The sequence below is a fragment of the Variovorax sp. YR216 genome, assembly GCF_900107745.1.
In the GTDB taxonomy this organism is placed as follows: domain Bacteria; phylum Pseudomonadota; class Gammaproteobacteria; order Burkholderiales; family Burkholderiaceae_C; genus Variovorax.
In genome coordinates this window covers 187,377-209,505 of the sequence record NZ_FNRO01000003.1, presented here as the reverse complement: position 1 = coordinate 209,505, position 22,129 = coordinate 187,377, and the positions used below count along the sequence as shown (strand labels likewise).

The 22,129-nt window shown below is 66.9% G+C and carries 24 protein-coding genes; 15 read left to right on the top strand and 9 right to left on the bottom strand.

Annotated features, from left to right (window positions below; all coding sequences use genetic code 11):
• Positions 1 to 3 precede the first annotated feature (3 nt).
• Both kdpA and kdpF read right to left on the bottom strand, forming a co-directional pair.
• Complete coding sequence (gene kdpA, locus BLW05_RS10870) at positions 4 to 1,806, bottom strand: potassium-transporting ATPase subunit KdpA (RefSeq protein ID WP_093162477.1); 1,803 nt, start codon at positions 1,804 to 1,806, stop codon at positions 4 to 6.
• Between the two features lies 1 nt (position 1,807).
• Positions 1,808 to 1,906, bottom strand: a complete 99-nt coding sequence (gene kdpF, locus BLW05_RS10865) for a K(+)-transporting ATPase subunit F (RefSeq protein ID WP_093162476.1) — start codon at positions 1,904 to 1,906, stop codon at positions 1,808 to 1,810.
• Positions 1,907 to 2,252: 346 nt separating this feature from the next.
• On the opposite strand from kdpF, the gene BLW05_RS10860 reads away from it, so the two are divergent.
• Positions 2,253 to 2,516, top strand: coding sequence for a hypothetical protein (locus BLW05_RS10860; protein ID WP_093162474.1), 264 nt, complete (start codon positions 2,253 to 2,255; stop codon positions 2,514 to 2,516).
• A 135-nt stretch (positions 2,517 to 2,651) separates the two neighbouring features.
• Positions 2,652 to 3,617: a Bug family tripartite tricarboxylate transporter substrate binding protein gene (locus BLW05_RS10855; protein ID WP_093162473.1), complete on the top strand. Its 966-nt coding sequence runs from the start codon at positions 2,652 to 2,654 to the stop codon at positions 3,615 to 3,617.
• A 130-nt stretch (positions 3,618 to 3,747) separates the two neighbouring features.
• On the opposite strand, the gene BLW05_RS10850 is transcribed toward BLW05_RS10855, so the two are convergent.
• Positions 3,748 to 4,503, bottom strand: coding sequence for an SDR family NAD(P)-dependent oxidoreductase (locus BLW05_RS10850; RefSeq protein ID WP_093162471.1), 756 nt, complete (start codon positions 4,501 to 4,503; stop codon positions 3,748 to 3,750).
• A gap of 107 nt (positions 4,504 to 4,610) precedes the next feature.
• Here BLW05_RS10850 and BLW05_RS10845 point away from each other — a divergent pair, with 107 nt between their 5' ends.
• Positions 4,611 to 5,219: an SOS response-associated peptidase family protein gene (locus BLW05_RS10845; RefSeq protein WP_093162470.1), complete on the top strand. Its 609-nt coding sequence runs from the start codon at positions 4,611 to 4,613 to the stop codon at positions 5,217 to 5,219.
• On the opposite strand, the gene BLW05_RS10840 is transcribed toward BLW05_RS10845, so the two are convergent.
• Entirely contained in the window at positions 5,216 to 5,959 is a 744-nt protein-coding gene (locus tag BLW05_RS10840) for a Crp/Fnr family transcriptional regulator (protein ID WP_093162469.1), read from the bottom strand. The two genes, BLW05_RS10845 and BLW05_RS10840, sit on opposite strands and share 4 nt — an antisense overlap.
• Before the next feature lie 85 nt (positions 5,960 to 6,044).
• Here BLW05_RS10840 and BLW05_RS10835 point away from each other — a divergent pair, with 85 nt between their 5' ends.
• The 8 genes from BLW05_RS10835 to BLW05_RS10800 are packed head-to-tail and all read left to right on the top strand — an operon-like array spanning position 6,045 to position 14,566.
• The gene (locus BLW05_RS10835) at positions 6,045 to 8,018 is read left to right on the top strand and encodes an AMP-dependent synthetase/ligase (RefSeq protein WP_093162467.1); all 1,974 of its coding nucleotides are present in this window, start codon (positions 6,045 to 6,047) and stop codon (positions 8,016 to 8,018) included.
• Positions 8,015 to 8,800 carry an ABC transporter ATP-binding protein gene (locus BLW05_RS10830; protein WP_093162466.1) on the top strand — a complete coding sequence of 262 codons (786 nt, stop codon included), beginning with the start codon at positions 8,015 to 8,017 and terminating at the stop codon, positions 8,798 to 8,800. The genes BLW05_RS10835 and BLW05_RS10830 overlap by 4 nt, the downstream gene beginning before the upstream one ends.
• Before the next feature lies 1 nt (position 8,801).
• Positions 8,802 to 9,731 carry a branched-chain amino acid ABC transporter permease gene (locus tag BLW05_RS10825; protein WP_093162464.1) on the top strand — a complete coding sequence of 310 codons (930 nt, stop codon included), beginning with the start codon at positions 8,802 to 8,804 and terminating at the stop codon, positions 9,729 to 9,731.
• Between the two features lie 3 nt (positions 9,732 to 9,734).
• Positions 9,735 to 10,799: a branched-chain amino acid ABC transporter permease gene (locus BLW05_RS10820; protein ID WP_093162462.1), complete on the top strand. Its 1,065-nt coding sequence runs from the start codon at positions 9,735 to 9,737 to the stop codon at positions 10,797 to 10,799.
• Positions 10,800 to 10,829: 30 nt separating this feature from the next.
• Positions 10,830 to 12,155 (top strand): ABC transporter substrate-binding protein, encoded by a 1,326-nt coding sequence (locus BLW05_RS10815; RefSeq protein WP_093162461.1) that lies wholly within the window; start codon positions 10,830 to 10,832, stop codon positions 12,153 to 12,155.
• Between the two features lie 31 nt (positions 12,156 to 12,186).
• A complete protein-coding gene (locus tag BLW05_RS10810) occupies positions 12,187 to 12,999 on the top strand; it encodes an ABC transporter ATP-binding protein (protein WP_093162459.1) in 813 nt (270 codons plus the stop codon).
• Positions 12,996 to 14,243: a phenylacetate--CoA ligase family protein gene (locus BLW05_RS10805; protein ID WP_093162458.1), complete on the top strand. Its 1,248-nt coding sequence runs from the start codon at positions 12,996 to 12,998 to the stop codon at positions 14,241 to 14,243. The genes BLW05_RS10810 and BLW05_RS10805 overlap by 4 nt, the downstream gene beginning before the upstream one ends.
• 50 nt (positions 14,244 to 14,293) lie before the next feature.
• Complete coding sequence (locus BLW05_RS10800; protein WP_093162457.1) at positions 14,294 to 14,566, top strand: DUF2164 domain-containing protein; 273 nt, start codon at positions 14,294 to 14,296, stop codon at positions 14,564 to 14,566.
• 33 nt (positions 14,567 to 14,599) lie between these two features.
• On the opposite strand, the gene BLW05_RS10795 is transcribed toward BLW05_RS10800, so the two are convergent.
• The gene (locus BLW05_RS10795) at positions 14,600 to 15,655 is read right to left on the bottom strand and encodes a DnaJ C-terminal domain-containing protein (RefSeq protein ID WP_093162455.1); all 1,056 of its coding nucleotides are present in this window, start codon (positions 15,653 to 15,655) and stop codon (positions 14,600 to 14,602) included.
• 83 nt (positions 15,656 to 15,738) lie between these two features.
• On the opposite strand from BLW05_RS10795, the gene BLW05_RS10790 reads away from it, so the two are divergent.
• Positions 15,739 to 16,608: a penicillin-binding transpeptidase domain-containing protein gene (locus BLW05_RS10790; protein ID WP_093162454.1), complete on the top strand. Its 870-nt coding sequence runs from the start codon at positions 15,739 to 15,741 to the stop codon at positions 16,606 to 16,608.
• Here the strand turns inward: BLW05_RS10790 and BLW05_RS10785 are convergent.
• Positions 16,586 to 17,011: a carboxymuconolactone decarboxylase family protein gene (locus BLW05_RS10785; RefSeq protein WP_093162452.1), complete on the bottom strand. Its 426-nt coding sequence runs from the start codon at positions 17,009 to 17,011 to the stop codon at positions 16,586 to 16,588. The genes BLW05_RS10790 and BLW05_RS10785 overlap by 23 nt on opposite strands.
• Positions 17,012 to 17,096: 85 nt before the next feature.
• On the opposite strand from BLW05_RS10785, the gene BLW05_RS10780 reads away from it, so the two are divergent.
• The 3 genes from BLW05_RS10780 (at position 17,097) to BLW05_RS10770 (ending at position 20,126) form a co-directional block, all read left to right on the top strand.
• Positions 17,097 to 17,978, top strand: a complete 882-nt coding sequence (locus BLW05_RS10780; protein ID WP_093162451.1) for a LysR family transcriptional regulator — start codon at positions 17,097 to 17,099, stop codon at positions 17,976 to 17,978.
• A 66-nt stretch (positions 17,979 to 18,044) separates the two neighbouring features.
• Complete coding sequence (locus BLW05_RS10775; RefSeq protein WP_093162449.1) at positions 18,045 to 19,379, top strand: cytosine deaminase; 1,335 nt, start codon at positions 18,045 to 18,047, stop codon at positions 19,377 to 19,379.
• A 216-nt stretch (positions 19,380 to 19,595) separates the two neighbouring features.
• Positions 19,596 to 20,126: a hypothetical protein gene (locus tag BLW05_RS10770; RefSeq protein WP_093162448.1), complete on the top strand. Its 531-nt coding sequence runs from the start codon at positions 19,596 to 19,598 to the stop codon at positions 20,124 to 20,126.
• Between the two features lie 18 nt (positions 20,127 to 20,144).
• On the opposite strand, the gene BLW05_RS10765 is transcribed toward BLW05_RS10770, so the two are convergent.
• The 3 genes from BLW05_RS10765 to BLW05_RS10755 all read right to left on the bottom strand — a co-directional run bounded on the left by BLW05_RS10765 (position 20,145) and on the right by BLW05_RS10755 (position 22,079).
• Positions 20,145 to 20,771, bottom strand: coding sequence for a class I SAM-dependent methyltransferase (locus BLW05_RS10765; protein ID WP_093162447.1), 627 nt, complete (start codon positions 20,769 to 20,771; stop codon positions 20,145 to 20,147).
• Positions 20,772 to 20,796: 25 nt separating this feature from the next.
• Complete coding sequence (locus BLW05_RS10760; RefSeq protein ID WP_093162445.1) at positions 20,797 to 21,228, bottom strand: CBS domain-containing protein; 432 nt, start codon at positions 21,226 to 21,228, stop codon at positions 20,797 to 20,799.
• Positions 21,229 to 21,335: 107 nt separating this feature from the next.
• Complete coding sequence (locus tag BLW05_RS10755; RefSeq protein ID WP_093162444.1) at positions 21,336 to 22,079, bottom strand: SIR2 family NAD-dependent protein deacylase; 744 nt, start codon at positions 22,077 to 22,079, stop codon at positions 21,336 to 21,338.
• Between the last annotated feature and the right edge of the window lie 50 nt (positions 22,080 to 22,129).

The following is a 22,129-nucleotide window of genomic DNA, read 5'->3' as shown; positions in this document are numbered from 1 at the left end:
TGATCACATCCAGAGCATCAGGTGCTCGACGACGGGGCCCAACGCGAGCGCGGGGACGTAGTTGAGGAGCCCCACCAGCAGCACCGTGCCGATCAGCAGCGCCACGAACAGCGGCCCGTGCGTGGGCATGGTCCCCGCGGTGACGGGGATGCGCTTCTTGGCGGCCAGCGCGCCCGCGATCGCGAGCACCGGCACGATCACGCCGAAGCGGCCAAACCACATCGCCACCGCGAGCAGCCCGTTGTAGAAGGGCGTGTTGGCCGACAGGCCGGCGAAGGCGCTGCCGTTGTTGTTGCCGGCCGAGGTAAGCGCATAGAGGATCTCGGAGAAGCCATGCGCACCCGGATTGGCAATGCCCGCCTTGCCCGCATCCGCGATCACCGCAATGGCCGTGCCGGCCAGCACGAGGATCGGCGTGACGAGGATCGCGATCGAGGTCAGCTTCATCTCGTGGACTTCGATCTTCTTGCCGAGGTACTCCGGCGTCCGGCCGATCATCAGCCCCGCGATGAACACCGCGAGGATCGCGAAGATGAGCATGCTGTAGAGGCCGGTGCCGACGCCGCCGAAGACGACTTCGCCGAGTTGCATCAACACCATCGGCACCATGCCGCCGAGCGGCGTGAACGAATCGTGCATCGCGTTCACCGCGCCGCAGGAGGCCGCGGTGGTGACCGCGGCGAAGAGGCCCGACGCCGCGATGCCGAAGCGCACCTCCTTGCCTTCCATGTTGCCGCCCGACTGCAACGCGCTTGCGGCCTGGTCCGCGCCGAGCGCACCCAGCAGCGGGTTGCCGGCCTGTTCCGCCGGAATCACCACGACGACCGCGGCGACGAAGATCACCGTCATCGCCGCCAGCACCGCCCAGCCCTGGCGCAGGTCGCCGACAACGCGGCCGAACGTGAAGCACAGCGCGGCCGGGATCAGGAAGATCGCCAGCATCTGCACGAAGTTGGCAAGCGCGGTCGGGTTCTCGTAGGGGTGCGCCGAATTGGCGTTGAAGAAGCCGCCGCCGTTGGTGCCGAGCATCTTGATGGCCTCCTGCGAAGCCACGGGCCCCATCGCGAGCGTCTGCGTCGTGGTGGTCGCGTCTTCCGTCACCGGATTGCCCGCCGCATCCTTGACCGGCTGGCCGGCAGCGTCGAGCTTCGGGTTCTGATAAGCGGTGGCCTCGACGGTGGTCACCGTCTTGTAGGCATCGAAGTTCTGGATCACGCCCTGGCCGACAAAGAAGATCGCGAGCACGAAGGAGACCGGCACCAGCAGCCACACCGTGATGCGCGTGATGTCGACCCAGAAGTTGCCGACGAAGCCCTTGCCGTCGGTGCTGCGTGCCGCAAAGCCGCGCGCCAGTGCGAACGCGACCGCGATGCCGGTGGCCGCGGAGAAGAAGTTCTGCACCGCGAGCCCGAGCATCTGCGTGAGATAGCTCATCGTCGATTCGCCGGCGTAGCCCTGCCAGTTGGTGTTCGACACGAAGCTCACCGCGGTGTTGAAGGCCGAATCCGGCGACACCGCCGCCATGGCCGCCGGATTGAGCGGCAGCCAAGCCTGCAGCCGCTGCAGTGCGTAGACCGCCAGCGCGCCGAGCGTGTTGAAGGCGAGCAGCGCGATCGCGTAGCTGCGCCAGTGCATCGGTCGATCGGGCGACGTCCCCGCCAGCTTGTAGAGCGGCGCTTCGGCCGCCTGCGTCCAGCGCGGCAGCCGCCCTTCGCACATCGCGGCGAGGTAGCGCCCGAGCGGCCAGGCAAGCAGGCCCAACACCACGAGATAGAGACCCAGCAGGGCCCATGCGGAGGCATTCATTTCAGAACTCCTCCGCACAGATGAGTGCGAACACGAGATACGCGAACAGGATCACGGCGACGAGGCCGCCGAATCCGTAGAGGATTTCAAGGCTGATCACGGCCGCGCCCTCCGTGGCGTTTCGAGCCTGATCAGGCCGGCCACCATCGCCACCATGGCGATCCACAAGGCCGCCAGCGAGGCCAACCACACGATGTCCATTCGATTCACTCCTGCGTACAAGACATGGCATGCAGTCTCGGCAGGCACGCGTAAAAAGGGGGAACAGACTCCGTGCGGGGCCGTAAAGAAAGCGTAAAAGCCGCCCGCGCGCAGTCGCCATGCGTTGCGTTTTTCACGCAAGCCGCGGCTGTTGCAAGTGCGTGGGCCGCAGCGTGATTTCGTTGATACCCCCTCTGGCGCCGGAGGCTTACAACCCTTTTCGCGACCTGTCGAAAGGGAACATCATGGACAGCGAATCGATTGCACTGGTGGTCGACGAACCCATCGCCGGCCACTTCTACTGGGTGCTGCAGAAGCAGGACGGCGCCGACTGCAAGCCCATCGATGCGGCCGCGGGGCCGATGCCGACCTACGGCGCGGCCATGATGGCCGGCATCGAGGCGCTGCAGCGCCGGGCGGATGCGCGCGGCGCGGATGCAGGCGGTGCGCCGACCATCACCACCTACGTCGATCCCGAAGAGGATCTCGGCCCGCCCACCATCCACTGAGCGCGCCGGCCTTCCGCCGAACTCTCGATTCGAGACGGCGGCCATCTCGAATCAAGAGCCCTCGGACGGTCTCGCTGCGGCACACTCCGGCGCTTCATGCGCCGGAGCACGGCGCCAATCCAACACGAGACATCCATGATCCGAAAGCTGCTCACCCTCTGCACGCTCGCAGTGGCCTTTGCCGCCACCGCGCACGCAGACACCTATCCCTCGAAACCCATCCGCATGGTGGTGCCCTTCCCGCCCGGCGGCGGCACGGACATCCTGTCGCGGCTGGTGGCCAACAAGCTCACCGAAGTCAGCAAGTGGACCGTGGTGGCCGACAACCGCGCCGGCGCGGGCGGCACCATCGGCATCGCCGAAGCGGCGCGCGCCGCGCCCTCGGGCTACGAGATGGTCATGGGCCAGAAGGACAACATGGTCGTCGCGCCCTGGCTCTACAAGAACCTGAGCTACGACCCGACCAAGGACCTCGTCGCCGTCGCGCACGTGGCGTACACGCCGGTCATCATCGTCACGCGCGCCGAGTCGAAGTTCAAGACGCTGGCCGACGTGGTCAACGCAGCGCGTGCGCAGCCGGATGCGGTCACCTATGGCTCGCCGGGCAACGGCACCACCATTCACCTCGCGGGCGAGATCTTCAAGAGCGCGGCCAACATCAAGCTGCGGCACGTGCCTTACAAGGGCTCGAACGCCGCGATGATGGACGTGCTGGCTGGCAACGTCGACCTGATGGTCTCGTCGGTGCCGTCGGCCATCGCGCAGATCAAGTCCGGCAAGCTGCGCCCGCTGGCGGTGACCTCGCTGCGCCGCAGCAGCTCGCTGCCCGACGTGCCGACCGTGGCCGAGCTGGGCTACAAGGACTTCGACGTGAGCACCTGGTATGGCCTCTTCATGCCGGCCGGCACGCCGAAGGACATCATTGCCAAGGTCAACGCCGAGGTGAACAAGCTGCTGGCGACGCAGGAGATGAAGGACGCGATCATCGGCCAGGGCGCCGAGCCGCAGAGCATGACGCCCGAGCAGTTCGGCACGCTGCTGAAGACCGACTACCAGAAGTGGAAGGGCATCGTCCAGGCTTCTGGCGCCACGATTGAGTAGCACCCCCAGGCTCGCGCACTTCGTGTCGCTCTCCACCCCCTCCAGGGGGCAACACCGGCGGACCGGCGGAGCCGGATCCGCGGTGTTTCCCGAACGGGCCTGGCTTCGCCGGCCCTAAGGTCGCTGCGCGTCAGTCGCGGACGTCGGCGACCGGGTTGCTGCCGAAGTCCGCGCGGCCCAGATATTTCAGGATCTTCGCCGCGGCGGATTGCGGCGAATCGAGCTTTCCATCGGCCTTGAGGCGCTCGAAGCGCACGCGGTCCGGGAACATGTCCGGGTCGCCGCCCCGCAGTTCCACCTGCATGTCGGTGTCGATCACGCCCGGCGCGAGCGACACGATCCGCGCGGCGCCCGGGCCCTTCTCTTCCAGGGCCACGGCGCGGGAGAAGTGATCCATGCCGGCCTTCGCGGCGCAGTAAGGCGCCTGGCTTCCCATCGCATTGCGGCCGAGGCCGGACGAAATGTTGAGCACCTTGCGGTCGGCGCGCCAGCCCTTGGTTGCACCCAGGAAGGCTGCGGTGAGCAACATCGCCGATTCCAGCCCGACGCGCAGGGCCTGCGACAGGTCGGCGGGCACGGCTTCGGACAACGGACGGATGCGCCCCACGGTGCCGGCGTTGTTGATCAGCGTGGCGCTGTCGAAAGAAGCGGCGTCGAGTGTTGCGAGCCATGCCGAAAGCCGCTCGGCGGCAGCCACCGGCTCCGCGAGATCGAGCTGCCACTGTTCCAGCTCGGCGCCGGCCTCACGGGCCAGTTGGGCGAGCTGATCGTCGCTCCGGCGGGAGATGCACAAGAGGCGTCGGCCCGGTTGCAGAAGCTGTTCGGCCATGGCACGGCCCAGGCCGCGCGATGCGCCGGTGATGACGGTGAGATGCGAAGAAGTCATGGCGGATTTCGTGAGAAACATCTTGCGGACGGGATTTGCCGCGCCTGCGATGGTATCGGCGCGAGGGCAGGCGCTGACTAGAATCGGCCCGCTTTCCTCGACAGAACATGCCCACGCACTACCAAGCAGCGAGTGATCCCGGCCCTTTCGCGCGGCGTTTTGGCATTTCCTTCCAGCCGCAATCGTCGGTGGTGCAACCCGGTCAGCAGGGCCACTTCGTGCGCCGGCCGCGCGCCGACGCCAGCAGCAAGGCCCAGCTCGAACGCTTCGAGGTCGCCCCCGGACGCTGGGGACTGATTCCTCTCTTCTCGAAGGACGGGCAGGAACAGGACACCTTCGAGGCGCGGGCCGAAACCGCCGCCGCCGAACGCAATTTCTACCAACCGTGGAAGCGCGGCCATCGCTGCGTGATCCTTGCCGATGCGCTCTTCCAGCGGGGCGACGAACCCGACACCGTCGTGCGCGTGTCACGCTCCGACGGCGAGCCGCTCGCATTGGCCGGCCTGTGGAACGGCTGGCGCGCACCGAACGGCGATTGCGTCGAAAGCTTCGCACTGATCACCTTCAGCCTGCCCGAACGCCCCGAGCAACGCCGCTGCGCGATCCTGCGAGACGCCTGGGTCGACGACTGGCTCCACTGCCCCGTCGAGGAAACCGCGGCCTACCTGCGGCCCTACGCCGACGACAAGCTGGTGAGGGAAATCCTGCCGCGCTAGTTTCTGCCGCTCATCCCGTTCACGCCGTTCACGCGCAGCGCGGCCAGATCGAGCACCCGGAGCCCGCCATATTCCACACGGATCGCGCCCTGCGCCTGCAGCGTGCGCAGGGCTTCGTTCACCCGCTGGCGTGACAGGCCGATCAGATAGGCGAGTTCCTGCTGCGTGATGCGCAGCAACTCGCCCACGCCGGGAAACAGCACCGGGTTGAAGAGCGCCGCCAGATTGCGCGCCACCCGCGCGTCCGGGTTGTTCAGCCGGTCCGCCTCGCGCGCCGCGATGAACTGCCCGAGCCGCTCGTTGAGCTGGTTCATCACGAAGCGGTTGAAGCCGATGGAGTGGTCCAGCAGCCAATGGAAGTCGTCGACCGGCAGCCCCGCCACCACGCTGCGCCGCAGCGCCTGGATGTTGTAGCGGTAGGGCTCGCGCTTGAGCGCGGTGCCTTCGCCGAACCAGCCGCCGGGCGGCAGGCCGCTGTAGGTCATCGAGGTGCCGTCGGCGTTGTCGTTGCTCATCTTGAGCAGGCCTTCGACCACACCGAACCAGTAGGTCGGCGGGCGGCCGATGCGGCAGACGAGATCGCCGGGCTCGGCCTCGCCGACGACTACCGCGGACTCGGCACGACGCCGTTCGACCGGCGTGAGCGTGTGCATCCAGGGGATGTTTTCGAGTTCTTCGGGGGTGGCCGGGCGCACGCGATCGCGCAGTGTGGAGGCGCCGTTTTCCTTGCCAGGGGGCATCGGGAAACTCCGGGGAGTAGTGTCCCTAGGATTGTCGTCGTAACGACAAGTTGGCGTCAAAGTTGGTTCTACAGTCCGCCCCATCGTGCAGACCACAGCCAACACTTTTCCCCGTTTGCTGCAAGGCCACGCCCAGCGGCAACCCGATGCGCCCGCCATCCGCGAGAAGGATCTCGGCATCTGGCAGACCTGGACCTGGTCGCAGGTCGCGCGCGATGTGCGCGAGATCGCCTGCGGGCTCGCGAGCCTGGGCTTCAAGGCCGGCGACAACCTCGCGATCGTCGGCGCCAACCGGCCGCACCTCTACATGGCCATGGTCGCGGCGCAAAGCCTGCGCGGTGTGCCGGTGCCGCTCTACCAGGACGCGGTGGCGGGCGAGATGGTCTTCATGCTCGACGATGCTTCGGTCGAATTCGTGATCGCCGAGGACCAGGAGCAGGTCGACAAGCTGCTCGAGTGCCGCGACCTCCAGAAGGACCGCGGCCATGCGATCCGCCACATCGTCTATGACGATCCGCGCGGCCTGCGCAACTACGACCAGCCGGGACTGATCGACTACGACAAGCTCTGCGAGCTCGGCCGCGCGTGGGACTCGGCGAACCCCGGCGCGTTCGATGCAGCGGTGGCCTCGGGCGAACCGACCGACGTGGCCGTGATCCTCTACACCTCCGGTACCACCGGCCGCCCCAAGGGCGTGTGCCAGACACATGCGAGCTTCATCGCGGCGGGCCGTGGCGGCGTGGAGACCGACAAGCTCGGCCCCGGCGACAACATCATGAGCTACCTGCCGATGGCCTGGGTCGGCGACCACCTGTTCTCGGTCGCGCAATGGCTCGTCGGCGGCTTCACGCTCAACTGCCCGGAGTCAGCCGAGACGGTGATGAACGACATGCGCGAAATCGGCCCGAGCTACTACTTCGGCCCGCCACGCACCTTCGAAGGCCTGCTCACCGCCGTGTCGATCCGCATGGAGGACGCGGCCGCGCCCAAGCGCTGGCTGTACGCGAAGTTCATGGCGCTTGCGCGACGCGTCGGCGCGGACATCCTCAACGGCGCGCAGGTGAGCCTCGGCGACCGGCTGCTCTACAAGCTCGGCGACCTGCTGATCTATGGCCCGCTGCGCAACGTGCTCGGCATGAGCCGCATCCGCGTGGCCTACACCGCGGGCGCGGCGATCGGGCCGGACCTCTTCCGCTTCTATCGCTCGATCGGCGTCAACCTCAAGCAGTTCTACGGCCAGACCGAGACCTGCGCCTATGTCTGCCTGCAGCGGGACGGCAAGGTCAAGCTGCAGACCGTGGGCAGCGCCGCGCCGGGCATCGAACTCAAGATCGCGCCCGACGGCGAAGTGCTGGTTCGCGGCGTCTCGGTGCTCAAGGAGTACTACAAGCGGCCCGATGCGACGGCGGAAGTGCTCGACGCCGATGGCTACTTCCACACCGGCGATGCGGGGGTGCTCGATGCCGAAGGGCATCTGCGCATCATCGACCGCGCGAAGGACGTCGGCCGCATGGCCGCGCCGCAAGGCGCGACGGCGGGCGCGATGTTCGCGCCCAACTACATCGAGAACAAGCTCAAGTTCTTCCCGCAGATCAAGGAAGCGGTGTGCTTCGGCCACGAGCGCGACGAGGTCTGCGCCTTCATCAACATCGATTACGAGGCCGTGGGCAACTGGGCCGAGCGGCGCGGACTGCCGTATGGCGGCTATGTCGACCTCGCTGGCAAGCCGGATGTGCTGGCGCTGGTGGCCGACTGCATCTCGAAGGTCAACGCCGACCTCGCCGCCGAGGAAGGCATGGCCGACACGCAGATTGCGCGCTTCCTGGTGCTGCACAAGGAGCTGGACCCGGACGACGACGAGCTCACCCGCACGCGCAAGGTGCGGCGCGGCTTCATCGCCGGCAAGTACGCGGTGCTGGTCGATGCGCTCTATGGCGGCAAGTCCGAGCAGTTCATCGAGACGCAGGTCAAGTTCGAGGACGGCCGCACGGGCGCGGTGAGCGCGACCCTGAAGGTCGTCGAAGCCAAGCGCTTCGCACCGATGAAGGCGGCCGCATGACGAGCAGAAAAATTGGCGACGTGATCCTCGACGTCCAGAACATCTCGCTGAGCTTCGGCGGCGTGAAGGCGCTGACCGACATCAGCTTCAACGTCCGCGAGCACGAGGTGCGCGCCATCATCGGCCCCAACGGCGCGGGCAAGAGCTCGATGCTCAACTGCATCAACGGCGTGTACCAGCCGCAGCAGGGCTCGATCACCTTCCGCGGCAAGCACTTCAAGCACATGAACTCGCGGCAGGTCGCCGAGATGGGCGTGGCGCGCACTTTCCAGAATCTCGCGCTCTTCAAGGGCATGAGCGTGCTCGACAACATCATGACCGGCCGCAACCTCAAGATGAAGAGCGGCCTGCTCGCGCAGGCGCTGCGATGGGGCCCGGCGGAGCGGGAAGAACTGGCGCACCGCGAATTCGTCGAGCACATCATCGATTTCCTCGAAATCCAGCTGCACCGCAAGACGCCGGTGGGCCGCCTGCCCTACGGCCTGCAGAAGCGCGTGGACCTCGGCCGCGCGCTCGCGATGGAGCCGCAAGTGCTGCTGCTCGACGAGCCGATGGCCGGCATGAACGTGGAAGAGAAGCAGGACATGAGCCGCTTCATCCTCGATGTGAACGACGAGTTCGGCACCACCATCGTGCTGATCGAGCACGACATGGGCGTGGTCATGGACATCTCCGACCGCGTGGTGGTGCTGGACTACGGCAAGAAGATCGGCGACGGCACGCCGGACGAAGTGCGCAGCAATCCCGATGTGATCCGCGCTTACCTCGGAACGGAGCATTGAGATGGGATTCTTTCTAGAGACACTCTTCGGCGGCCTGATGGTCGGCATGCTGTATTCGCTGATCGCGATCGGCTTCGTGCTGATCTACAAGGCCTCCGGCGTCTTCAACTTCGCGCAGGGCGCGATGGTGCTGTTCGCGGCGCTCGCGATGGCACGCTTCTCCGAGTGGATTCCGAAGTGGCTCGGCTTCGAGAGCCAGATCCTCGCGAACCTGCTGGCCTTCTTCGCGGCGATGGCGGTGATGATCGCGGTGGCATGGCTCATCGAGCGGCTGGTGCTGAGCAAGCTGGTCAACCAGGAAGGCATCACGCTCCTGATGGCGACGCTCGGCATCGCCTACTTCCTCGACGGCCTCGGCCAATCGATCTTCGGCAACGACATCTACAAGATCGACGTCGGCATGCCCAAGGACCCGCTGATGGTGCTGGAGAACGTCTTCCAGGGCGGCCTGCTGCTGAGCCAGGAGGACCTGATCGCCGCGCTCGTGGCCGCCGCGCTGGTGGTGGTGCTGGCGCTCTTCTTCCAGAAGACCTCGACCGGCCGCGCATTGCGCGCGGTCGCTGACGACCATCAGGCAGCGCAGTCGATCGGCATTCCGCTCAACCGCATCTGGGTCATCGTGTGGTCCGTCGCGGGCTTCGCGGCGCTGGTGGCCGGGATCATCTGGGGCTCGAAGCTCGGCGTGCAGTTCTCGCTCTCGCTGGTGGCGCTGAAGGCGCTGCCGGTGGTGATCCTCGGCGGGCTGACTTCGATCCCCGGGGCGATCGTCGGCGGCCTGCTGATCGGCGTTGGCGAGAAGCTGTCCGAGATCTATCTCGGACCGATGCTCGGTGGCGGCATCGAGATCTGGTTCGCCTATGTGTTGGCGCTCGTCTTCCTGCTCGTACGGCCCCAAGGCTTGTTCGGCGAAAAGATCATCGATCGGGTCTGAAGCATGCTGTACAGAGAAAACGGCCAGTTCAAGTCGACCTACCGCGCCGACCAGCAGATCTTCCCGATCCGGCAGGACCGCATCCTGATCCTCGCGCTGCTGGTCGTCGCCTTCGCCGTGGTGCCGGCGGTCGCGTCGGACTACTGGATCCGCGCGATCCTGATCCCCTTCCTGATCCTCTCGCTCGCGGCGCTCGGGCTCAACATCCTGGTGGGCTACTGCGGGCAGATCTCGCTGGGCACCGGCGCCTTCATGGCGGTGGGCGCCTACGCGGCCTACAACTTCCATGTGCGGATCGAGGGCATGCCGCTCATCGTTTCGCTGCTGCTCGGCGGACTGTGCTCGACCGCGATCGGCGTGCTGTTCGGCATCCCGAGCCTTCGCATCAAGGGCCTGTATCTCGCCGTCGCGACGTTGGCGGCGCAGTTCTTCACCGACTGGGCGTTCCTGCGCATCAACTGGCTCACGAACAACTCCGCCTCGGGCTCCGTGTCGGTGTCGAGCCTGAGCCTGTTCGGCCTGCCGGTGGAAACCGCAGCGCAGAAGTACCTCCTGTGCCTCACGCTGCTCGCGGTGTTCGCGCTGCTCGCGAAGAACCTGGTGCGCAGCGCGGTCGGACGCGAATGGATGGCAATGCGCGACATGGACGTGGCCGCAGCCGTCATCGGCATCCGGCCGGTGTACGCCAAGCTCTCGGCCTTCGCGGTGAGCTCGTTCATCGTCGGTGTGGCCGGCGCGCTGTGGGGCTTCGTGCACCTGGGCACCTGGGAGCCGGCGGCGTTCAACATCGACCGCTCGTTCCAGTTGCTCTTCATGGTGATCATCGGCGGGCTGGGCTCGATCATGGGCAGCTTCTTCGGCGCGGCCTTCATCGTGCTGCTGCCGATCCTGCTGAACAACCTGCCGGGCTGGTTCGGCATCTCGATCTCGACCGCCTTCGCATCGCACCTCGAATTCATGATTTTCGGCGCGCTGATCGTGTTCTTCCTGATCGTCGAGCCGCATGGATTGGCGCGGCTGTGGTCCACCGCCAAGGAAAAACTGCGCCTCTGGCCCTTCCCGCATTGATCTCGTTCGCAAACCCATAAGGAGACAGGCATGAAACTGAAATCGCTCGCTCTGGCCGCAGTGCTGGCCGCCACCGCCGGTGCATCGCTCGCGCCGTCGCTCGCGCAGGCGCAGGCCAAGGAGCAGTTCTTCCCGCTGCTGGTCTACCGCACCGGTCCTTACGCGCCCAACGGCACGCCCTGGGCCAACGGCAAGCAGGACTACATCAAGCTCATCAATGCGACCGGTGGCATCAACGGCGTGAAGATCAGCTACGAGGAATGCGAGACCGGCTATGCCACCGACAAGGGCGTCGAATGCTACGAACGCCTCAAGGACAAGGGCGCGACGCTGATCGACCCGCAGGCCACCGGCATCACCTTCGCGCTGACCGACAAGGCGCCCGCCGACAAGATCCCGCTGCTGACGCTCGGCTACGGCCTCTCGGCCTCGCAGGACGGCAACGTGTTCAAGTGGAACTTCCCGCTGATGGGCAGCTACTGGACCGCCGCCGACATCCTGATCCAGCACATCGCCAAGAAGGAAGGCGGCGCCGACAAGCTCAAGGGCAAGAAGATCACGCTGGTCTACCACGACTCGCCGTTCGGCAAGGAGCCGATCCCGCTCTTGCAGGAGCGCGCGAAGATGAACGGCTTCGAGCTGAACCTGATCCCGGTCGCGGCGCCGGGCATCGAGCAGAAGTCGGCCTGGCTGCAGGTGCGCCAGCAGCGGCCCGACTACGTGCTGCTGTGGGGCTGGGGCGTGATGAACTCCACCGCGCTGAAGGAAGCGGTCGCCACCGGCTACCCGCGCGAGAAGATGTACGGCGTGTGGTGGGCCGGCGCCGAACCCGACGTGAAGGACGTCGGCGCCAATGCCAAGGGCTACAACGCGCTGGCGCTCAACACCGCGGGCACCGAGCCGAAGGTGATCCAGGACATCCTGAAGAACGTGCACGACAAGGGCCAGGGCACCGGTCCGCGCGATGAAGTGGGCTCCGTGCTCTACACGCGCGGCGTGATCATCCAGATGCTCGGCATCGAAGCCGTGCGGCGTGCGCAGGAGCGTTTCGGCAAGGGCAAGGTCATGACCGGCGAGCAGGTGCGCTGGGGGCTGGAGAACCTCGCGCTCGACCAGAAGAAGCTCGACGCGCTGGGCTTCGCGGGCGTGCTGCGGCCGATCAGCACTTCGTGCCAGGACCACATGGGTTCGACCTGGGCGCGCATCGAGACCTGGGACGGCGCCAAGTGGAACGTGGGCGCGGACTGGTACCAGGCCGACGAGCAGATCATCAGGCCGATGGTCAAGACGGCGGGCGAGAAGTACGCGGGCGAGAAGAAGCTCAACCGCCGCGACGCCTCGGACTGCGGCGCGTGAGCTTCAGCGACTGAAGGCACTTCGAGTCACCATGAGCGAACGCAACGTCCTTCTCGACGTCAACGGCATCGAGGTCATCTACAACCACGTGATCCTCGTGCTGAAGGGCGTGTCGCTCACGGTGCCCGAAGGCGGCATCGTGGCGCTGCTCGGCGGCAACGGCGCAGGCAAGACGACCACCTTGCGCGCGGTGTCGAACCTGCTGGCGGGCGAGCGCGGCGCGGTGACCAAGGGCACGATCGAGCTGCGCGGCGAGCGCATCGAGGCGCTGTCGCCGGCCGAGCTGGTCAAGCGCGGGCTGATCCAGGTGATGGAAGGCCGGCACTGCTTCGCGCACCTGTCGATCGAGGACAACCTCATGACCGGCGCCTACACGCGCACAGACGGCAAGGCCGCCGTGGCCGAGACGCTGGAGAAGGTCTACGCCTACTTCCCGCGACTGAAGACGCGGCGCAGCTCGCAGGCCGCGTACACCTCGGGCGGCGAACAGCAGATGTGCGCCATCGGCCGCGCGCTGATGGCGAACCCGAACATGGTGCTGCTCGACGAACCCTCGATGGGCCTCGCGCCGCAGATCGTGGAGGAAGTCTTCGGCATCGTGAAGGACCTCAACGAGAAGGAACGCGTGACCTTCCTGCTCGCCGAGCAGAACACCAACATGGCGCTGCGTTACGCGGACTACGGCTACATCCTCGAGAACGGCCGCATCGTGATGGACGGCGAGGCCAAGAGCCTGCGCGAGAACGAGGATGTGAAGGAGTTCTACCTCGGCGTCGGCGGCGCCGATCGCAAGAGCTTCAAGGACGTCAAAAGCTACAAGCGCAGGAAACGGTGGCTGGCATGAGCGACTACTACGACGCACTCGAAGTGCGCGATCCCGAAGAGCGCGAGCGCGACCTGCTCGCCGCGTTGCCGAAGCAGATCATGCAGGCGCAGACGGCAGCCTCAGCATTCGCGACCATCCTCGACGGCGTGAGGCCCTCGGACATCACGAGCCGCGAGGCGCTGGCAAAGTTGCCGGTCACACGCAAGTCGGAGTTGCTGGCATTGCAGAAGGAGCGCCGCGCGAGCGACCCCTTCGGCGGCTTCTCCGCGATCCGCTTCGGCTCGCGCATGACGCGCGTGTTCGCAAGCCCCGGCACCATCTATGAACCAGAGGGCGAGGCGCGCGACTACTGGCGCACCGCGCGTGCGCTGTACGCGGCGGGCTTTCGCGGCGGCGAGCTGGTTCACAACTGCTTCAGCTACCACATGACGCCGGCGGGCTCGATCATGGAAAGCGGCGCGCGTGCGCTCGGCTGCACCGTGTTCGCGGGCGGCACGGGGCAGACCGAGCAGCAGGTCGAGGCGATCATGGACCTCAAGCCTGCAGGCTATGCGGGCACGCCGAGCTTCCTGAAGATCATCATCGAGAAGGCGGCCGAAAAAGGCGTCGCGCTACCGTCGCTCACCAAGGCGCTGGTGTCGGGCGAAGCCTTTCCGCCGAGCCTGCGCGACTGGATCGCCGAGCGCGGCGTGACCGGCATGCAGTGCTACGCGACTGCGGACCTGGGACTGATCGCCTATGAGACTTCCGCGCGCGAAGGCCTGGTGCTCGATGAAGGCGTGATCGTGGAGATCGTGCGTCCGGGCACCGGCGACCCGGTGCCGGAAGGCGAAGTCGGCGAGATCGTCGTGACCACGCTCAACCCCGACTACCCGCTGATCCGCTTCGGCACCGGCGATCTCTCGGCCGTGCTGCCGGGGCACTGCCCCACGGGGCGCACCAACCAGCGCATCAAGGGCTGGCTCGGCCGCGCCGACCAGACGACGAAGGTGCGCGGCATGTTCGTCCATCCGGGGCAGGTCGCCGAGATCGCGCGGCGCTTTCCGGAAGTGCAGCGCGCGCGGCTGGTGGTCGAAGGCGAGATGGCCGACGACCGGATGACGCTGAAGCTCGAATGCGCGAACGCGCCGGAGGGGCTCGCACAGCGCATCGGCGAGGCGATGCGCGACGTGACCAAGCTGCGCGGTGCGGTCGAATTCGCGAACCCGGGCAGCTTGCCGAACGACGGCAAGGTGATCGAGGATCTGCGTTCCTACCGGTAACCCGGTGCAGGCCGGCAGAATGCCGGTGGATCCCCAACGCGCAGACCCCCATGACCATCGAGTTGAACAAGGAAGCCCGCCAGGAGGCCATCGCCTCGATCGAGCGCTATTTCCGCGAGAACATGGACGAACCCATCGGCAACGTCGCCGCGGGCGCCCTGCTGGGCTTCGTTCTCGAGGAGATCGGCCCGGCGATCTACAACAAGGCGGTGGCCGATGTGCAGGAGCGGCTCCAGGCCCGGGTGATGGAACTGGACATCGAGGTGCACGAGGACGAGTTCCAGTACTGGCGCAAGTACGACAAGGCCCGCGGTCGCAAGTGACGGGCGTCGTGCGGCGCGCACGTGCCCCCGCCTTCACGGCTCCTTTGAACCGCGCGCCGCGCTGCGCGCCCAGGCGCGCTGCTTGCGGCTCCACGCACGCAGCCTCTTGTCGGAGGGCTCGCCGCTGTCGTCCGATGCGCTGGCGATGAGATGGCCGAGCAGCTGCTCCTGCTCGGCGCTCAATGCCTCCGGAAAGATCGGCTTCACGATGACGATGTGATCCGCATTCGCGCCGCGCCGTGTCGCCGGGAAACCCAGCCCCGGCAGGCTGTAGCTCAGTCGGTCGCGGCGCAGTGCCACCGGCTTCAGCCCCATCAGCGTGGGCACCTCGATCGTCCGGTTGGCAATCCACGCGAATCCATCGACCGGGACCTCGCAGCGGATCGTGCCGTCCTCGTCAAGCTCGAAGAGCTCGTGCGCGAGCAACTCGACGCGGATCTCGAGATCGGCCGGTGGCGGGTTCCCGCGCGCGCGGCGTCCGTCGACGTGCAGAAGATCGCCTTGCCGGACGCCCGGCGGGATGCGGACCTTGAGCTGGTAGGCGCGCGTCAGCGTTCCGGCGCCCTGGCAGTCCGGGCAGGTGCGCTGCGCGATGCCGCCGCCGTGGCAGGCGGCGCATTCGGTCATCCCGCCGGGCCAGCCGAAGAAGCTGCGCTTCGGGATGGCGCCCGATCCGCCGCATTGGGCGCAATTGCCGCCGAGCACCTGATGCCCGGCGCCGTCGCAGGTGGCGCAGGTCAATGTCATGCGGCCGCGCAACGCCTTGATACAACCTGCCGCGGCCTCTTCGAGGGTGAGCTTGATCTTTCGCTGGATCGGGCGGCGGCGCGGTTGCGCGGGGTCTTCCTCGGCAGCGTGCGGGGCGGTCTCGTGGGCCGGCGCATCCGTCGCTTCGGGACGCGCGCGGAACCCGGCGTTGCGGATTTCCTCGAAGGCGCGGTTGATCCGCTGCATGCGCGCCACTGCGTCGGCGCTGCTGTTGCGATCCGGGTGCCACTGCGAAACGAGGCGCCGCCACGCGGCCTTGACTTCGTGCTCGGTGGCGTCGGAGCCCAGTCCCAGTTCGGAAAAAGCGTTGTCGGTGGTCAATTTGGATCCTCGCTCGGTCGGCGAGAATTATCCCTGAGCGCTTCCTGCCGGAAGCGCCTGATCAGAGGCTCCCGGCCGCCAACATGAACATCAAGAAGACCCTTCGCATTTCCTCACTCGCCCTCGCGACCGCCCTGCTCGGCCCCTGGGCGGCCGCCACGACCGCCTCGGACGCGCCCGCCTTCAACGAAGCCTTCAAGGGCTACGACGCCTGCTTCCTGCTTTATGACGTGAACGCGAAGAAGCTCGTCGCCGAGTACAACCCCGGCGGGCGCTGCAAACAGCGCATCGCGCCGAACTCGACCTTCAAGGTGCCGCTGTCGCTGATGGCTTTCAACGAAAAGCTCATCGACCAGCAGACCGTCTTCAAGTGGACCGGCCAGAAGTACGACCGGCCCGAACTCAACCGCGACCAGACCCCGCGCAGCTGGCTGCAGAACTCGGCCCTCTGGGTGTCGCAGGACATCGCCCCGTCGCTCGGGTACGCACGCATCGGCAAGTACCTCGATGACTTCAACTACGGCAACCTCGACTTCAGCGGCGACATCGGCAAGAACAACGGCCTGACCAACGCGTGGCTGAGCAGCAGCCTGCAGATCTCGGCGTACGAACAGCTCAACTTCCTCAAGGCAATGGAAGCGCATCAACTGCCGGTGTCGCGCGAAGCCATCGACCAGACGCGGCAGAACATGGCGCTGGGCAAGCTCGAGAACGGCGCCGAGATCTACGGCAAGACCGGCGCAGGCCGCCACCGGATGCGCACCAGCGACCGCACGCCCAGCAAGCTGCGCGACGGCTGGTTCGTCGGCTTCGTCGAAGGCAGCGCCGAGCACTACATCTTCGTGAGCAATCTCACCGACCGGCAGGCGCCGGGCGCGGACGACCGCTACGCAGGCAGCCAGATCCTGAAGCCGATCGTCATGCGCATCCTCAACGAACGCATGGCGCACTGACAGGCCGGTCGGCCAGTGGCAGCGCGATCCCCGCCTCGGCGAACACCTCGCGCACGACAAACAAGCCATTGAGCGCCGCCGGGAACCCCGCGTATACCGCCATCTGCATCACCACCTCGACGATCTCCTCGGGCTTGCAGCCGACGTGCAGCGCGGCGTGCACATGCACGCGCAGTTGAGGCAGCGCGTTGCCCAGTGCACACAGCGCAGCCACGGTGGCGAATTCGCGCTCCCGCAGACCGAGACCTTCGCGAGCATGCACCTCTCCGAATGTTCCGACCAGATAGCGCTCGAATGCCGGGAACGACTTTGCGAGCCCTTCGGCCACTGCGATGCCCGCAGGCCCGTCCACCGCGGCGAGCATGCGCAAGCCGCGTTCGTAGCGTTGACTTTCCAAGTTCATCAATTCCTCCGATCAAGATGACAGGCCGCACTGTAGGGAGGGCTGCCGCGCCCCGGAATGACCGAGTTCGTGATACTTTTTTGGTATGAAGTCACGCTTGGATTCACGCTCACTTGCTCTTTTCCTCGCCGTCGCGGATGCATTGAGCTTTCGCCAGGCCGCCGAAACCCTCCATCTGTCGCAGCCGCCGCTGAGCCGCGCCATCCGGGAACTCGAGGAGCGTCTCGGAGTGCTCCTTTTCGACCGCGACACGAAGGGCGTCCATCTCACCGATGCCGGTCACAAACTGGTCCCTTATGCGCGAGCCATCGACAAACTGCTTCGCGAAGCCGAGACAAAGCTCAGGCCCCGGACTCTGCCGGCCACCTTGCGGCTGGGCCTCACGAGCTCGGTGGAGGCAACGTGGTTTCGCGGCCTGGCGCAGCGGATCCAGGCCCGGCATCCCGGCACGGCCGTCTCCGAAATCTCCGACACCTCGCCACGGCTCGTACGGCGGCTTCGCGCCGGCAGGCTGGACGCCGCCTTCATCGCCCTGCCCACGAACACGGAAGGACTGGACGTGGTGGAACTCGACCGTCTGCCGATGATCGTGGCCATGTCGTCCGCTCATCCGCTGGCGAAGCGCAGGATCGTTCGCCTCGCCGATCTGGCGGACCAGCCGGTCTTCTGGTTCGAGCGGGCGCGCCAACCCGCGTTCTACGACCATTGCCAGCGCATCTTCGCCCGACGCGGCTTCGCGCCATCCCGGCTAAGGGAACCGACCGACCATCACGTGCTCCTGTCCGACGTGGCCAGCGGCCGGGGTATCGCGCTGCTGCCCAAGTCCTTTGCCGGCCTCCGGCGCACCGGCGTCGCGTACCGGGCACTGGCCGAAGGAGATGAGTTGGCTGCGGGCATCGGGTTGGCGACTGCGAAAGACCGACCGGCGGTGCGAGACCTGCTCGCGTCAGCGGCGCGCGAGGCCTGAAGCCCAGCCCGCCGGCCCCATGCCGCAGTGGGTGGGCGCAGGCATGCTCCTTGCGGCATCTTCACGATGCCCCACTCGTTCTTCCAGCCGCCCGCCGCTTCCCGCTACGCCCTGCGCAACCTGCGCGCGCCCCGCTGCCTCGTGCAGGCCGACCTGCCGGGCGACGCGGCCGGCGACCTCGTGGCCATCGACCTGCTGGTGGACGGTGGACGCATTGCCGCCATCGACGCCGTGGGCCGCATGCCCGCGGACCTCGGCCCCGATCTCGACGCATCGATGGTGCTGCCCGGCATGGTCGATTGCCACACGCACCTCGACAAGGGCCACATCTGGCCGCGACAGGCCAACCCGACCGGAGACGGCGCCGGCGCGTCGGCCGCCACGATGCGCGACCGAACCGCCCGCTGGAACGCGGACGACGTGCGCCGCCGCATGGAGTTCGGCCTCGCGACCGCCTACGCCAAGGGCGTGGTCGCGATCCGCACGCACCTGGATTCGCTGGCCCCGCAGGCGTCGATCTCGTTCCCGGTGTTTCGCGAAGTGCGCGAGCGCTGGGCGGGGCGCGTCGACCTGCAGGTGTCGTCGATCGCGCCGCTCGACATCTTCCTCACGGACGAAGGCCGCCAGCTCGCCGACATCGTGGCCGAGAGCGGTGGCCGCCTCGGCTGCGTCACGCGCTCGGGCCGCTTTCCGGGCGAAACGATGCCGCCGGACATGGACGAGGCGCTGGTACAGGTGTTTCGCCTCGCGGCCGAGCGCGGGCTCGACCTGGACCTGCACGTGGACGAATCCACCGACCCTCGCGCGCGCGCCCTGATCCGCGTCGCACGGACCGCGGTCGCCGAGGACTTCGCAGGCCGCATCCTCTGCGGCCACTGCACTGCCCTGGCGCTGCAGACCGACAAATTCATCGAGGAGACGCTCGACGCGTGCCGCGATGCCGGCATCGACATCGTGAGCCTGCCGACGGTCAACATGTACCTGCAGGACCGCAGCCAGTCCGGGCGCACGCCGCGCTGGCGCGGCGTGACCGTGCTTCACGAGATGAAGGCTCACGGCCTGCGCGTGGCGCTGGCGGGCGACAACTGCCGCGATCCCTTCTATGCCTACGGCGACCACGACATGCTCGACACCTTCACCCAGGCGGTGAAGATCCTGCATCTGGACCATCCGCTGGGCGACTGGATCCGCGCCGCCACCGAGACGCCGGCCGCGATCATGGGCATCGACCGCGGCGTGCTGAAGGCGGGCGCGGGCGCGGACTTCCTGGTGCTCAAGGCACGCAGCTATTCCGAGATGCTCTCGCGCACGCAGTTCGACCGCACGGTCGTTCGTTCGGGACGCGCGATCGACACCCGCTTGCCTGACTATCGCCTGCTCGACGACCTGATGGCGGGCTGATCTCGGATCGCAACAGTCGGCCCCAACTTTCGCGCGCTTTCGTGCGGTCTTGACGGTGCCGGGGGTCCGCGCACCGGCACCGGCCGCACCGGTCCGCATCGCCGTGGCATCCTCGACCGCGCAACAGGCAGACACCGCGCTGCGCGGCAGACGATGGCTTTTGAGAAACTGCGGATCTCCGGACAGGAAGGACAACCCTACAGGCTCGGCGAGCCCATGGAAGTCCATGACCGCGAGATCTTCCTCGGCACGCTCGACCCGGTCACCGTCAGCCGCGACGGCACCGAGGTGCTGATCCAGCGCTTCATCCCTTCGGCCTTCCTCCGGAAGGAGAAGCGGAATTTCGGCCCGCTCGTGCTGCTCGAGGTCACCACCTATCTCGCCGAGCAGTTCCAGGGGCTGCAGGCGGTGAGCTACCTGCTGAGCCGCGAGATCGAACTGCACGGCGACGGCATGAAGGTCGCGCTTGCGCGTTCCGCGCTGCTGCAGGCGATCGGGGCCGAGGCGGTGGCGATCTCGCCGCGTCCGGACTCCGAGACACCGGGCAACTTCGTGGTCCAGGGTGTCTGGGCCTACAACGAGCGCAATCTCGCGGCGCTGTGGCACTGCCTCGAACGGGAACGGGCGATCTACCGGCAATGGGATGCCGCGGTCGAGACCGGCCAGTCCATCGTGGTGCTGCGCGACCGCCTGCGCCAACTGCTGGCGCGCGGCCCCGGCTTCAGGGGCGGCGAAGCGGCGGACTGAGCACGGCACTCGCCCGCTTCACGGCTTGCGCCATACGCTGGCGAGCCACGGCTGCTGCTCGAACGGCAGCCCGGTCGGCCGGTAGTAGTGACCGAGCTCGACGAATCCGGCGGAAGTCATCAGCGCCCGCCAGCCCGCGAGGTCGTGGAAGGCGCCATAGCGCTCGCCGCGCCATCCCTCCTGCCCTTCCCCGCGCGGATTGGAGCTGAACAACACGCCGCCGGGTTTCAGCGATGCCCGCAGTTCGCCCAGCACGCGCGGCAGTTCCTGGTGCGGAACGTGGAACAGCGAGGCATTGGCAAAGATGCCGTCGAAACGCGCTGGCGGCAGGTCCAGCGACAGGAAGTTCTGCTGCCAGACCTCGCAGCCGCTGCAGGCCCGCGCCATCTCCGCAAAATGCGGCGCGCCTTCGAGGCCGATGGCCACATGGCCGAGCTGCGAGAAGGTCCGCAGGTCGCGGCCCGGGCCGCAGCCGAAATCGAGCAGGACGAAGGGAGGCGGCACCTCGATGTGCTCGAGCAATGCCGCGATGTTCTGGCTGACGTCATGGCCGCGCGTGGCGGCCCAGAAGTCCTCGGCCTGCCCGTCGTAGTGCGCCAGCGTTCGGGATTCGATGCGTTCGAGTTCTTCGGGCGAAAGAGGCATTCAGTGCGCGGCGGGCTCAGGCGGGCTATCCGGCGATGTAATGCTGGAGCTGCTCGATGATGAAGTTCTGCTCCGAAATGATGCCCTTCACGATGTCGCCGATCGAGATCAGCCCAACCAGCTTGTCGCCGTCCATGACCGGCAGGTGCCGCACGCGGCTCTCGGTCATCAGCGCCATGCATTCCTCGCTGGTCTGGTTCGGCCGCACATAGATCACCGCGCTGGTCATCACGTCACGCAGCGGCGTCTCCTTGGAAGAGCGCGCCAGCAGCACGACCTTGCGCGCGTAGTCGCGCTCGGTCACGACGCCGACGATGCGATCTCCCTCCATGACCAGCAGCGCACCGACGTTTTTTTCGGCCATCAGCTTGACGGCCTCGAAGACCGTCGCCGACGGTCCGATCGAGTACACCGACGCGCTACCCTTGGCCTTGAGAATTTCAGCCACTGTCTTCATGCTTTCAGTCCTCCGGGATGGCAAGCGCTTCCATTCTGCGCGGCACGCACGGCGCTCACAAGACAAACACTGACGACGGTGTCGAAATTACGACGGGAGTTCTACTTTCAGGGCGTTGCGCCCGGTGACGCGAGCCCCGCGAGCAGCCTCGGCAGCAGATCCTCGGACGCGCCGCGCAACACGGCGCTGGCAGACGTGTCGAGGTGCAACGGCTCCATGTTGAGCGTGATCAGCCGGCCGCCTGTCGACAGCGCCTCCATCGGAAGATCGGCCGCCGGATAGACGACCGCGGTGCTGCCGACCACGATGAAGACATCGCACTCCTGCGCGGCCGTGCGCGCATCGAGCAGCACGCCCTCGTTGAGCATTTCGCCGAACATCACCACGTCGGGCCGCGCGCGCGATCCGCAGCGCTTGCAGCGGTTGAGCAGCCACGGGCCGCGGCGGTTGCCGCAATGGTCGCAGCGCCAGCGCCGCAGCGAACCATGGAGTTCGAGCACGTCCAGGCAGCCGGCAACGGTCAGCAGTCCGTCGACGTTCTGCGTGACGAGGCGCGTCGCCGGGCGCAGCCGCTGGAGTTGCGCCAGCGCCAGATGGCCGGGATTGGGCCGCGCGCCTTCGACGGCGGACAGGCGCTGCGACCAGAACCTGGAGAAACCCGCGGGATCGCGCTGGAGATCGTCCGCGTGCGAATACTGCAGCGCGCTCTGGTTCATCCACAGGCCATCCGCATCGCGGTAGGTGGGGATGCCCGAGGCCTTCGACAGCCCCGCGCCCGAGAAGACGACGATGCGCCGGGCCTCGCACAGCAACTCGATGGCGGTCGCTAGGGGTTCACGGCTTTCGGTCATCGATCGATCGGGGCATTCGACGGGGCAGTGATTCTTGCACGCGGCGCGCG